This is a genomic window from Paractinoplanes toevensis (assembly GCF_018332695.1).
Lineage (GTDB): Bacteria > Actinomycetota > Actinomycetes > Mycobacteriales > Micromonosporaceae > Actinoplanes > Actinoplanes toevensis.
In genome coordinates, this window is the sequence record NZ_BOQN01000033.1 from 75,288 (window position 1) to 87,960 (window position 12,673).

Genomic DNA, 12,673 nt, shown 5'->3' on the forward strand with positions numbered 1-12,673 from the left:
GCGAATTCAGCTCAGGTTAGTGATCGCGCTCACCCGGCGGAACCCCTCACTTACCGTCGGCGTCCGCCATGCCCCGGACCGCGTCGGCGAGCTTGTCCAGACCGGCCTCCTCGCGCCGCCTCTCGTGTCCGATCCATTCCTTGCCCTCAGCCGCGATGCCCTCGAGAACGTGCAGCGTGTTGTGCAGTCCGGCGGCGTCTAGGGAGATCTCGGTTACCTGGCGCGGGTCCTCCTGGGTCTCCTCGGACGCCGTGGCCGGGCCGGTCACCGCCGCTTCGATCGGGTCGCCGTTCATCAGAGTCAGCCGGAACGTTTTCTCTCCGTCGTCGGCCTCGCTGACCTCGACCGCGGTGACCGCGTCGTATCGGTAGTTCAGCCGCCCCCGGTCGTGGAAGGTGGCTTTCGCGAGATCGAGCTGCACCGACATCTGCCGTACGCCGTCGGCCGTCAACAGGAAGATGAGCAGTTCGTACCTGGTGTAGCGCCAGGGGCCGTTGCGCACCCGTGCGCGCTTGTAGTAGCGGCCGGGTGCCTCCAGGAACGCGTGTGCCACGACGCTGTGCGGCGCCAGCCGGTAATGCCGGAGGGCCTCGCCCATCAGCATCTTGCGGTCGCAATCCAGCCAGAACGCCATCTCGTGGTCGTTCGGCCGGTCCTCCAGTTTTGCCTTCCACCGCAGGTGGGCCTGCCGGCGCGCGTCGTATTTCCGAGCCGCGTCGGCTGCCTCGGCCCGGAAGCGCCGCCGTTCGAGAACGATCCGGGACCACCCGGGGACGGCGGCCGCCGCGCCGACTGCCGAGCCCAGTAACGCGGCGACGGCGGCAAGGGGACGTTCCACCACGGCCGGCCCGGCGAGCGCGAACCAAGCCGCGGCCGCCGTCAGCGCGCCGAGTGCACAGCCGATGCGGGTGGCCGGAGGAACCCGGAGTGCCTCGCGCTCGGACCGCAGCGTCCCGCGCCGCCACTGCCCATTCACCTCGCTGACCAGGAATCGGATGAGCCACGCGACCTGCTCGGGCTTGACCCGGCTCTCCCGGTACAGTTCGACTACCTCGTCGCGTAGTGCCATCCGGATGGCCCAGGTGCCCGCGATCCACTCGGATAGGTCGGCTCCCCGGGGGACGTATTTCGCGAAGTACCGCCGGAACATGCGATCCACCGGTCCGGCGAAGACTTCGCCGGAGGTTCCGGACCGGCGGTAACGACGGTGTCGTTCGTCGAGTGCTTGCCTGCGCTGAACTCGGAAACGCCATTCCAGACCGGTCCACGCGGCGAGGACGCCGCCGCCCAGAAGCGCCAGAAGCGCTACCGCGGCCACCTGCGCCGAGGTTGACGATGCCAGGAACGCGAGATATCCGACCGTTCCCGCCGTGACGATCGCGCCGCCACCGGCTTCGGCCCGGTGCCGTACGCCGATCTCGGGCGTGCGAGCCTCACGCACGCGCGGACCGGCCGGGACCGGCTGGAAGAACTTCCACACGCGGTCGAGGCGCTCTCGTGACGTCTGGCCGTCGGCGGCGACCCTGAGGACCTCACGCCAGGTCCAGTCCTGCAGCGGGCCGCTCCAGAACATCTCGAGATGCTGAATGACCAGGTGCCGCTGCGTACCGCCGAGCTTGCCGAACTCCTTGATGGTGACGTTGGGATCCAGCTCCTGCCCGGCCAGCGAGTCGAGCAGGTGTGCGATCGCCCTGGTCGCCTCGGTCCACTCGTCGGCGGCCTGGGCGGCCGATTGTTCCCGGACATATCGCAGCAGGTCCAGGTCGCCCTTCGGCAGGGTGCGCAGTGTCCGGCCGCTGAGTAGCGAGATCACCAGGAGGAAGCAGGATCGGCTGGTGACATGACCGGCAAGCACCGCCTCGCGGATGTATTTGCGAGCCTGATCCGGCATGCCACCGCGAAGACACTGGACACCGACCCGGAAGATCTCCGCCGGGTCGTTGCTCTCGGGGACGTAGATGTGCACGCCACCGTGGACGGTGGTGGCCTGCACCCCGACGAAGGCCGAGCCCGTCGCCGTGTTGGCGGCCGCAGCGGGCGCCGCGGTCATGACCGCTCCCGGACCAGCGCGAGCATGGCGGTGACCAGAGCGGTCAGTTCGGGCAGGTCCAGCACCAGTCCGTGAATCTTCTTGAGCGCCAGAAGAGACTCGGTCGGCGGCGAGTCGACGACGACGGCGAGTTCGGCCCGGACAGCGCCCAGCGTCGCGCTGTCGATGAGGCCTTGTCCGTGCAGGTCGCGTAATTCCTGCCGGAATTCCTCGACCTGGTCCTCCAGGCTCAGGACCGCGCTACGCCGGTGCTGCCCGACGGTGACATCGCCGTGGATCTGCCCGGCTTGCACCCCGACCCGCGCGTGGCCGCCGGCGAAGTTGGTGATCCGCTCCTGCATGGTCTCTCCCCGGTGTGAGTTCGTGCGCACCTCCCGGCTCAGTTCGCCGGCGAGGGCGACGGCGAAGGCGGCCGCGTTCCGGGCCGCCGCGGGCTGCCAGTTCTGCCCGTCGGTGGTGGACTTGCTTCCGTCGGCGCGATCGCTGATGCCGCGCACGATGACCGCGGGCAGCGCCAGGTTGAGGTGGGCCGCCTGGGCGATGCCGGCGCCCTCCATCTCGATGGCGACGGCGTCGTTGTAGGTGTCGCGCACCCATGCGGCGTGCGCCGAGAAGGCCGAGTCCTGCACGACCTCGCCGGCCGCGATCGGCCCGAACGTCACGTCCGGCCGGACGCCGTCGGGCAGGTCGCGTGCCCAGTCGCCGGTCCTCTTCACATGCCGGGCAACCTGGTCGGCCTGGTGCGCGATCTCCCAGACCCGTGGCCGTGCCTTGAAGCCGTCGTCCTCGCTCGTCCCGCCGTGGTACGCGTAGACGTGTGTCGCGACCACCACGGTGCCGAGCCCGATCGCCGGCCACAGGGCGCCCGCGACGCCGACGAAGAGCACCGCGGTGGGGGTGAACTCGTGGATGGCCCGCTCGGCGAGAACGGCGGCCGGATGGTTGCCCTTGCCGACCAGGCCGAGTGCGATCGGCGTGCCGTCGGCGAGCCGCCCGACCTCGAAACGGGTGCCCGCGTTGTGCCGGTGCAGACGCGGGTCGGCGAGATGCCGCCGCACCGCGTCGTACTCGAGATCGAGGGCGGTCAGAATCACGATGGGATGGTCACTGTTCACCGGTTCGTCCTCCTCCGGACGTTGGTGGGTGCGAAGCATCGGGGGCACGAGCCGGCGGTGCGGCCCGGCGCGGAACAGGCGGGCCGGTCGCCCGTTGTCCGCCTTTCGCAGACCGCCGTCCGCGACGATGAAGCCGCGCGCGTTCTGCACCTTGCGGTAGAAGTTCCGGGGATCCAGCCGGATCCCCCACACGGCTTCGTAGACCGCCTGGAGGTCGGAGATGGTGAACGGCTCGGCGCAGAACGCGGTGGCGAGCGCCGAGTGCTCGAGCTTGCCGCGCGCGCGTTCCAGGCCGTCGGTGATGATCCGCCGGTGGTCGAACGCCAGCGGTGACTCGCCGCCGAGGGCTCTTTCGACCGGGGTCCACCACGCGGCGGCCGCGTCGGTGCCGGCCAGTGGTTCGGGGAGTCCGGGCGCGATGGCGAGATATGCCACCGAGATGACCCGGCCCCGCGGGTCGCGGCCGGGTTCGCCGTAGACCCCGAGCTGTTCCAGGTGGGGCACGTCGACCAGACCGGCCTCCTCGGCCAGCTCGCGCCGGGCGGCGGCCAGGATGTCCTCCTCGGCGTCGCGGAGAAATCCGCCGGGCAGTGCGAGGGAGCCCCGGAACGGATCGATGCCCCGTTCGACGAGCAGGAGATTCAGGCCGGATTCGCGCAGCGTGAAGATCACCAGATCGACCGCCACGAGAACTTCCGGTGCCTGCCATTCATCGTCGTCCACGAATGGAAGCCTAGGTTTCTGTCAGATCGACAGGAAGTGCGTCGACGTGCCAACGTGTGACCGCATGTGACGGAATCCTTACTCCTCGCGCCCTAGGGGCGGGGGCCGAGGATGGCCTCGAGGCGGGCGATGTCCGGGTAGCGGGCCGTCTCCAGCAGCGTCAGTGCCTCGGCCCGGGCCCGGTTCGCGGCGTCCTCGTCGCCCGCCGCCAGGTGGGTCGTGTAGAGGCCGATCAACGGCTCGATGCGCAGGTCCTGCCGGTCGCCGTAGAGCGTCAGGGCGTCCTCGAAGGCCGCCACCGCCTGCGCCAGGTCGCCGCTCGCCGCGTGGAACCGGGCCAGGTGCAGCCAGCTGCCCGCGGCCGCGTGCCGCTGGTCGCTGGCCACGTTGATGTCGATGCTCTCCTGCAGCAGCGCGCGGGCCTTCGCCCGGCCGCCCGGCCGGTAGAAGTGGTACCAGGCGATCGGATGCAGGGCGTTGGCCTCCTCGGCCCGGCCGAACTCGCCGCCCATCCGGCGGTAGGCGGCGAGCGCCTCCACCGCGTACGGATAAGCCTGGATGGTCTGCGGGCGGGTGGGCACGCCGTGCACCCCGATGATGCCGGTGGCCACCGCGAGAAGGCCGTGGGCCAGGCGGACCGGATCGCCGGTCGCGCGGCCCACCTCGATCGCGGCCTCCAGCGCCGGCAGCGACTGGTCGATCCGGTTGAGGCGCAGGTAGGCGCGGCCGATCGCGTACTGCAGGAAGCCCACCCACCACTGGTCGCCGTCGCGTTCGGCGACGGCCAGGGCGCGGCGGGCCAGGGTGATCGAGTCGTGCAGATGGAAGCGGACGTCCTGCTGGTAGGGAGAGAGAACCCAGAAGAAGACCTTCAGGTACGCCGGTGAGCAGATCTCGGTGTACGCCATCAGCGTGTCGTATTCGGCGTCCTGCCAGGCGTACGCCTCGTCCTGGTCGGCGAAGGTCTCGGGCCGGATGCCGGCCGGCACCGGTGGCACCCGGCGGGGTTGCCGGTAGGGGAAGCACACCCGGTCGGCGTTGGCGGCGGAGAACAGGTAGTGCTCGACCAGCACGTCGGCCGGCGGCGAGTCCAGTTCGAGGGCGTAGGCGCGGGCCAGGTCGTGGTAGACGTACCGGCCGGGGCTCCGCTCGTCGAGCAGGTGGGCGTCGCAGAGCAGGCGCAGCCGGCCGCGGGCCTCGTCGCCGGCCACGCTGATCGCGGCGGCCCGGCTGACGTCGGGGCCGGGGTGCAGGGCGAGGTGCCGGAAGAGGGCGGCGGCGCCGTCCGGCAATTGCCGGTAGGACCAGGAGAGTACGGCCCGCAGGTCGTGTTTGAACCCGGCCACCGTGAAGGCGTCCAGACCCTGCTCGTCGCGCAGTTCGGCGGCGATCGCGGACAGCGAGAACTGACTGCGGGTGGCGGCTCGCGCGCACACCACGGCCAGGGCGAGCGGCAGGCCGCCGCAGCGGGCGACGATGGCGTCCCGGGCGGCCGGTTCGGAGTCGACCCGGGTGGTGCCGAGCCGCCCGCGCAGGTAGTTGCGGGCCTCCTCGTCGTCGAACGCGTCGAGCCGCAGCGGACTGGCGCCCTCGGCGACGACCAGGCCGGCGAGCTGGCTGCGGCTGGTGACGACGACCGCGCAGCCGGGCGCGCCGGGCAGCAGCGGCCGCACCTGTTCGGCGCCGGCCGCGTTGTCGAGCAGGAGCAGCATCCGGCGGCCGGCCAGGACGCTGCGGAACAGCGCGACCCGCTCGTCGAGCGACGGCGGGATGCGGTGGTCGGGCAGGCCGAGCGCGGTGAGGAAGCCGAACAGCACGTCGGCCGGGTCGGCCGGGGTGTCCTCGGGGCCGAAGCCGCGCAGGTCGCTGTAGAGCTGGCCGTCCGGGTAGCGGCCGGCGACGCTGTGCGCCCACCGTACGGCGAGGCTGGTCTTGCCGACCCCGCCGGCGCCGCTGATCACCGCGAGGGCGGAGTCGGCGAGCCGGTTGAGCTCGCCGAGTTCGGCGGTGCGGGCCGCGAACCCGGCGGCCGACCGGGGGAGCTGGGCCGGCCGCGGGTGCGAGCCGCGGTCGGTGCCGACGGCCTGCTCGAGAACCTCGCCGCGCTGCTCCAGAATGGCCTGTTCCAGGCCGGCCAGGGCCGGTTCCGGGTCGAGGCCGAGTTCGTCGGCGAGGTGTTCGCGGTGCCGGCGCAGCGCGTCGAGGGCGTCGGCGGAGCGGTGTGCGGCCCACAGTCCGAGCGCGAGCAGCCGCCACGCCTCGCCGCGCAGCGGTTCCGCGTCGGCGAGGGCCTGCGCGGCCGGCACCGCCTCGGCGATCCGGCCGACCCGCAGCATGGCGGTGACGGCGCGTTCCTGGGCCGCGCACCGCAGTTCGGTGAGCCGGGCGATCTCGGCGCGGGCCCATTGTTCGTCGGCGAACTGCTCGTAGGGCACGCCCCGCCACAGCGCGAGGGCGTCCCGCAGCACGCCGACCGCCTCCTGCGGGGTGAGGTCGGGGGAGCGGGCCACGTCCCGCTCGAACCGCCACGCGTCGACCTGCCCGGCGGGCAGCCGCAGCGCGTAGCCGGCGGCTTCGGAGACCAGGATCTGCGGTGCGGTGCGCGGTGCGCGATCCGGTTCCAGCAGGCGGCGGAGCCGCGAGATGTACGCCTGGAGCGTGGCCGTGGCACTGGCCGGTGGCTCGCCGCCCCAGACCTGGTCGACGATCCGGTCGGCCGGCACCACCCGGCCGCCCGCCGCGACGAGCATGGCGAGCACCGCATGTTGCTGGTACCCGCCCGACGCGCCGGCCTCGGCCGCCCGCACCTCGACGGGCCCGAGAACGCACACCTCGATCATTTCCGCGTGACACCACACCGGGTCGGTCCGTCAGGTCGTCGCCGATCTTAAGCGGTTAACCAGCGCGTTCATGTGTCCGAGGCGAGGCGGATAGCCGACATCGGCCCGGTTGAACAATCCGGGCCGGGCCGGCGTCGCCGCGCACGGGGGCAGGCGACGACGCCGGCGATCAGTGGGCGCCGCAGAGTTCGGCGACGCGCCCGGTGTGCGGGTCACCGGCGAGGATGCGGCGGTGCAGCTCGCGCAGTTCGGCCGACGGCCGCACCCCCAGTTGCTCGGCGAGGAGCCGGCGGACCTGGTCGTAGTGGGCGAGCGCGTCGGCCGGCCGCCCGGCCCGGCACAGGGCCGTCATCAGCAGCCCGTGGTAGGGCTCGGAGATCGGCGATTCGGCGACCAGCCCGCGCAGCCGGGCGATGGCCTCGGCCGGGCGGTCCAGTTCGATGGTCACGGCGGCCAGGTCGGCGGTCGCGGCCCGGCACAGTTCGGCCAGCCGGGCCCGCTGCCCGGCCAGGTAGAACCCGGTGGTCCCGGCCAGCGGGGTGCCGCGGTGCAGGGCGAGCGCGTCGGTGAGCAGCCCGGCCGCGCCCGGGTGATCGCCGTGCCGCAGCGCCTCGGCGGCCGCGGCGGTGTCCCGCCGGAACCGCCACACGTCCACCGACTCGGCCGGCACGTCGAGCTGGTAGCCGCCGGCGATCCAGTCGATCTCGGCGGCCCCGGACAGGGCGCGGCGCAGCCGGGACAGGTAGGTGCGGACGGTGCCGACCGCGGTCTCCGGCGGCGCGTCCGGCCACAGTGCGTCGACCAGGTCCTCGGTGCTGGTGATCCGGCTGCCGCGCAGCAGCAGGACGGCCAGCGTGGTGCGCTGCTGCGGGCTGCCCAGTGGCAGCTCGAGGCCGTCCCGCCAGGCCCGCACCGGTCCGAGCAGGGAGAACGCCAGAGCGCTCACGCGGTGGCACCGCGCAGCTCGTCGACGTACCGCCGGTACTGCCGGCGGCCGGCGAGCTGCCACAGCAGACGGCCGGGTGCGGGCACCTTGCCGAGGAAGTAGCGCTGCTCCTCGGGGGTGGCGTCCTCCAGGATCGCGCCGAGGGCCAGCATCACCTTGCTCTTCGGGATGCTCTCCAGGCCGCGGCGGCCCACCTCGTCCCACTCGGCGACGGTGAGATGGTCGGCGATCAGCGGCAGGATCTGCGCCTCCTCGTCGTCGAGATGTTCGGTGAGCACGCAGATGTGGTCCTGCAGGGCCTCGACGAGCACGGCCCGGAGATGGGCGGCGGCCCCGGCCTCCCACCGGGGCAGGATGCCCGCGATGACGGTGAGCGTGCCGTCGAGCAGTTTGTGCTGCGACTCCATCCGCTCGACGAGGTCGTCGTAGAGGCGAGCCCGCCGGTACAGCTTGGGCCAGATCAGCTCGTCCTCGAGCTGGTGATGGTGGTGCAGGCCGCCGGCGTACTCGCGGACGGCGTCGGCGATCCGGCCGGCCCGGCCGGTGTCTCCGGTGCGCACCCCGTCGGCCAGGCGCGGCAGCATGGCCGCCTCGCGGCGGAACACGCGGTGGATGATGACCATTTCATGGGTGTACGGCGTGGTCGTGACGGGCACAGACTCCCCCTCGGGTCGTGGTCGTGTCAGGACGCCCGGGAGTCTGGCGGAGCCCACTTGATCGCCACTTGCACGGCGTTCCTCAGTGTCGTGGCCGCCGGTCGACGAATGATCGACGACTGCAAACTTCCTGCGTCGTCCCGAGCATTGACTGCGGGCGATCTCCGTGTGACGGTAGCCAGGCAAGCGCTTTCCTGAAGCTTCCGGAGCCAGCATGCCCAAGACTCGTTCTGCCGCCGCCGTCCTCATCGCTGTCGCCGCGCTGGGAGTGGCCGGCGCCGCCCCGGCGGACGCTTCCACAGTGTCCGCCGGGGCCCTGGTCCTCGGTCAGCAGGTGCTCCCGCCCAACGACGGCTGGGCCGCGTCCGGCACCGGCACGACCGGTGGCGCGTCCGCGGCCACGAGCGTGGTGGTGCACAACCGCGACGAGCTGGTCGCCGCGGTCGCCGGCAACGACCCGAAGATCGTCTACGTGAGCGGCCGGATCGACATGATGGAGGGCCAGTCGTGCGCCGCCTTCACTGATCCGGCCTATTCGACGGACGCGTTCCTGGCCGCCTACGACCCGGCCGTGTGGGGCCGGGCCACGAAGCCGACCGGTCCCGTCGAGGAAGCCCGGGTGCGGTCCGCGAAGGCGCAGGGCGACCAGATCAAGGCGATCGTCGGCAGCAACACCACGATCATCGGCATCAACAACGGCCGGATCAGTCACGGCAGCCTCGTGCTCACCAATGTCACCAACGTGATCGTGCGCAACCTCGAGGTCGTCGACGCGGCCGACTGCTTCCCGGCCTGGGACCCGACCGACGGCGCGACCGGCAACTGGAACTCGCTCTACGACCTGGTGTCGCTGTCCGGCGCGACGAACGTGTGGATCGACCACAACACGTTCAGCGACGGCAACAACCACGACGAGGACCAGCCGCTCTACTTCGGCCGGCCGTACCAGGTGCACGACGGCGCCACCGACTTCATCCGCGGCTCCGACCTGATCACCGTGTCGTACAACGACTACTACGACCACGACAAGACGATGCTGATCGGCTCGACCGACACGCCCGGCGTGGACGTCGGCAAGCTGCGGGTGACGGTGCACCACAACCGGTTCGGCAACGTCGGCCAGCGCGCGCCGCGGGTCCGGTTCGGTCAGGTCGACGTGTACGACAACCTCTTCGTCGCCACCGATGAGGAGACGTATCAATACTCGCTGGGCGTCGGCTTCGAGTCGGCGATCTACGCCGAGAACAACTACTTCAAGCTCAGCGCCGACGTGCCCACCGCCGACGTGATCCACTACTGGAAGGGCACGAAGATCACCGCGATCGGTTCGCTCGTCCAGTACGGCAGCCGTCGAGCCGAGCCGGTCGACCTGGTCGCCGCCTACAACGCGGCCTACGACCCCGACCTGGCCGCCGACGCCGGCTGGACCCCCTCGCTGCGCACCCGGGTCGACCCGGCCGCCGCGGTGCCCGGCATCGTCGCCGCGAATGTCGGGATCCGGCACCTGGGCTGCTGAAGTTTGGCACGCTGACTACATGCACATCGGCGTCATCGGAGCAGGACAGCTCGGCGCGACCCTGGCCGAGTGGTGCGCGCAGAGCGGGCACGACGTGGCTGTCACGTCGCGGCACCCGGAGCAGCTGACCGACCTGGCCGGCCGCCTCGGTGACCACGTGACAGCCATGGGAGTGGCGGACGCGGCGGCGTACGCGGACGCCGTCCTGTTCGCACCCACCTGGGAGTCGGCGCACGAGGCGATCGACCTCACCGCCGGCAACCTGGCCGGCAAGGTCGTCATCGACGCGACCAACCCGCCGGAGGCCACCCCGGACGGCCGCAGCGGCCTCGAACTGCTGATGGAGTGGGCGCCCGACGCGTTCTGGGCGAAGGCGTTCAACACGCTGCCGACCGACGTGCTGACCCGGCGCCGCGGCCACGACCCGCTGCTGGCCGAGTTCGTCTGCACCGACAAGCCGGCCGCCCGGCTCACCGCCGCGCGCCTGATCAAGGACCTCGGCTTCGCCCCGTACTACGCGGGTGGCGCGGAGACCGCCCGTCTCACCGAGACGGGCGGTCCGCTCCAGCTGGCCGAGTGCAACGTCATCGACGCCAAGGACTTCCTGGCCCAAGCCCTCAGCGACCGCTGAGCAGCCGGCCCACCCAGTCGGTGCGGGCCCGCCGGGCCGCGACCGAGATCGGCGCCGCCGGGAAGAGGGCGTCGAACCCGTGGCTCCCGCCGGTCCAGACGTGCAGGTCGGCGCGGCCGCCGGCGGCCCAGATCCGGCTCGCGTACGCGACGTTCTCGTCCCGGAACAGCTCGGCCGAACCGGCGTCGATGTAGGCGGGCGGCAGGCCGGACAGATCCTCGGCGAGCGCGGGGGAGACGTACGCCGGCACCTCGCCGCCGTCGATCACGCTGCGCCAGCCGAACTCGTTCATCTCGCGGGTCCACACGACGGGCGCACCGTCGAACGCGGCGTCGTTGCGGTGATCGAGCATGGCCCCGATCAGCACCTGCCCGGCGATCGGCAGGTCGCCGCGGTCGCGGGCCATCAGCGTCACCCCGGCGGCGAGCCCACCGCCGGCACTGGCACCGGCCACGACGATCCGGGCCGGGTCGATCGCCAGGTTCCCGGCGGCCCAGGCCAGCCCGCGGTAGCAGTCCTCGACCAGTTCGGTGCCGCGAGCCTCGGGCGCCAGCCGGTACTCGACCGAGACCACGGTGGCACCGAACCGCTCCAGCCACTCCACGGGGATGTCGAGCTGGGAGTAGCGGTTCCCCATGACCATGCCGCCGCCGTGGATCCAGAAGACGAGCGGCGGTGGGGTGGCCGCCGCCGGCCCGGCCGGGCGCAGGATCGTCAGCCGCGCCGGGCCGTCGATCTCCTGCCGGTCCACCGAGGGGCTGTCGAGCGCCGGCGGCGCGGCATACGGCCGGATCTGCGCGAGCGTCTCCTCGTTGAGCGGCGGCATCGTCGGCATGGCGGCGAGCAGCGCCTTCAGGTCAGGGTCGAGTTCCATCTCAGAACGCCTTTCCGCCGACGGGGACCTCGTCCGAGTACTCCGAGCCGGTCAGCAGCGGCTGCAGCGCGGCGACCAGCTCCTGCGCCGGTGCGGTGGCGAAGAACGCGGCGTGCGCCTCCGGGCTGCTCCAGCCCTCGGTGACGTGCACGACGTCGGGGTTGCCGGCCGAGCGGCCGACCAGGAAGACGATGCAATCCGGGTGCGGCAGCGACGGCGCGGCGAGCAGCAGCGCGATCACCTCGTCGCCCCGGCCGGGTTGCGCATTCATCGTGGCGTGGAAACCGTGGTTGATGTTCATGAGGAAAGTCAACCGCGCTCAGCAGGTAAAACGTTAGAACGATCGCCGCGAGGACTTGCCTGATTCTCTCAAGGGCGGGAGGATCGGGTCATGAGTATCGAGGAGTTGCGCAGCCTGTGCGCCCGGCACGCCCGGCCCGACCAGCGCTCACCCATCGACGACGTACTCATCTCGAAGATCGACCATGCCACCCCGCCCGCCCCGGCGATGTCCGGGGCGATCCTCGCCGTCATCGCCCAGGGGGCAAAGCGGATCGCCCTCGGCGACCGCGTCTACGAGTACGGCGCCGGTCAGTACCTGATCGCCTCGGTGGACATGCCGGTCACCGGCGAGTTCCTGCGGGCCAGCCCCGACCGGCCGGCGCTCGGCTTCGGCCTGCTGCTGCGCCCGGCCGCCGTCGCCGAGCTGCTGCTCCAAGCCGGCCCGGGCGACCTGCCGCCCGTTCCCGGCGGCGCGCCCAGCGGCCTCGCGGTCAGTGACGCCCCGGCCGAGCTGCTCGACGCGGTGGTCCGGCTGCTGCGCCTGATCGAAACCCCCCGCGACCGGGCGGTGCTGGCCCCACTGATCAAACGCGAGATCCTCTGGCGGGTGCTCACCGGCGAGCAGGGCGCCCCCGTACGCCAGCTCGGCCTGGCCGACAGCAGCCTCACCCAGGTCGCCCGGGTGATCCACTGGATCCGCGACCACTACAACGAGCCGTTCCGGGTGGAGGACCTCGCGCAGCTGGCCGGGATGAGCGTCTCCGCCTTCTACCGCAACTTCCAGGGCGTCACCGCGACCAGCCCGCTGCAGTTCCAGAAACAGATCCGCCTCCAGCAGGCCCGGCTGCTGCTCGCCACCCGCCCCGGCGACGTCACCGGCGTCGGCCGCACCGTCGGTTACGACAGCCCGTCGCAGTTCAGCCGGGAGTACCACCGCCAGTTCGGCGCCCCACCCAGCCAGGACGTGAGCCGGCTCCGCGACCCGGAGCCGGCCCTGCCCTAGGTGTACTGACCCGAGAGGGGGTCCGTAACGCGAACGG

10 protein-coding genes and 1 pseudogene are annotated in these 12,673 nt (G+C 71.9%); 3 read left to right on the forward strand and 8 right to left on the reverse strand.

Annotation, left to right across the window (positions count from 1 at the left end; translation table 11 throughout):
* Nucleotides 1-46: 46 nt before the first annotated feature.
* The 6 genes and pseudogenes from Ato02nite_RS12195 to Ato02nite_RS12220 form a co-directional block, all read right to left on the reverse strand.
* Nucleotides 47-2,050, reverse strand: a complete 2,004-nt coding sequence (locus Ato02nite_RS12195) for a hypothetical protein (RefSeq protein WP_213006581.1) — start codon at nucleotides 2,048-2,050, stop codon at nucleotides 47-49.
* A complete protein-coding gene (locus Ato02nite_RS12200; protein WP_438873036.1) occupies nucleotides 2,047-3,165 on the reverse strand; it encodes a 5'-methylthioadenosine/S-adenosylhomocysteine nucleosidase family protein in 1,119 nt (372 codons plus the stop codon). The genes Ato02nite_RS12195 and Ato02nite_RS12200 overlap by 4 nt, the downstream gene beginning before the upstream one ends.
* A gap of 6 nt (nucleotides 3,166-3,171) precedes the next feature.
* A pseudogene (locus Ato02nite_RS12205) lies at nucleotides 3,172-3,888 on the reverse strand (NUDIX hydrolase); the annotation flags it as partial.
* Between the two features lie 92 nt (nucleotides 3,889-3,980).
* The gene (locus Ato02nite_RS12210) at nucleotides 3,981-6,728 is read right to left on the reverse strand and encodes an AfsR/SARP family transcriptional regulator (protein ID WP_213006582.1); all 2,748 of its coding nucleotides are present in this window, start codon (nucleotides 6,726-6,728) and stop codon (nucleotides 3,981-3,983) included.
* A gap of 169 nt (nucleotides 6,729-6,897) precedes the next feature.
* Nucleotides 6,898-7,674: an AfsR/SARP family transcriptional regulator gene (locus Ato02nite_RS12215; RefSeq protein WP_213006583.1), complete on the reverse strand. Its 777-nt coding sequence runs from the start codon at nucleotides 7,672-7,674 to the stop codon at nucleotides 6,898-6,900.
* Nucleotides 7,671-8,330, reverse strand: a complete 660-nt coding sequence (locus Ato02nite_RS12220) for a hemerythrin domain-containing protein (RefSeq protein ID WP_246606673.1) — start codon at nucleotides 8,328-8,330, stop codon at nucleotides 7,671-7,673. Before Ato02nite_RS12220 ends, Ato02nite_RS12215 begins: the two co-directional genes overlap by 4 nt.
* A gap of 214 nt (nucleotides 8,331-8,544) precedes the next feature.
* Between Ato02nite_RS12220 and Ato02nite_RS12225 the strand changes: the two genes are divergently transcribed.
* On the forward strand, nucleotides 8,545-9,846 hold the full coding sequence (locus tag Ato02nite_RS12225; protein ID WP_213006584.1) for a pectate lyase family protein: 1,302 nt from the start codon (nucleotides 8,545-8,547) through the stop codon (nucleotides 9,844-9,846).
* Nucleotides 9,847-9,865: 19 nt separating this feature from the next.
* Entirely contained in the window at nucleotides 9,866-10,477 is a 612-nt protein-coding gene (locus Ato02nite_RS12230; protein WP_213006585.1) for an NADPH-dependent F420 reductase, read from the forward strand.
* On the opposite strand, the gene Ato02nite_RS12235 is transcribed toward Ato02nite_RS12230, so the two are convergent.
* Together Ato02nite_RS12235 and Ato02nite_RS12240 are read right to left on the reverse strand one after the other, a co-directional pair.
* Complete coding sequence (locus Ato02nite_RS12235; protein WP_213006586.1) at nucleotides 10,464-11,351, reverse strand: alpha/beta hydrolase; 888 nt, start codon at nucleotides 11,349-11,351, stop codon at nucleotides 10,464-10,466. The two genes, Ato02nite_RS12230 and Ato02nite_RS12235, sit on opposite strands and share 14 nt — an antisense overlap.
* Before the next feature lies 1 nt (nucleotide 11,352).
* Nucleotides 11,353-11,652: a putative quinol monooxygenase gene (locus Ato02nite_RS12240; RefSeq protein WP_213006587.1), complete on the reverse strand. Its 300-nt coding sequence runs from the start codon at nucleotides 11,650-11,652 to the stop codon at nucleotides 11,353-11,355.
* 90 nt (nucleotides 11,653-11,742) lie between these two features.
* On the opposite strand from Ato02nite_RS12240, the gene Ato02nite_RS12245 reads away from it, so the two are divergent.
* Nucleotides 11,743-12,636 carry an AraC family transcriptional regulator gene (locus Ato02nite_RS12245; RefSeq protein WP_213006588.1) on the forward strand — a complete coding sequence of 298 codons (894 nt, stop codon included), beginning with the start codon at nucleotides 11,743-11,745 and terminating at the stop codon, nucleotides 12,634-12,636.
* Nucleotides 12,637-12,673: the final 37 nt, after the last annotated feature.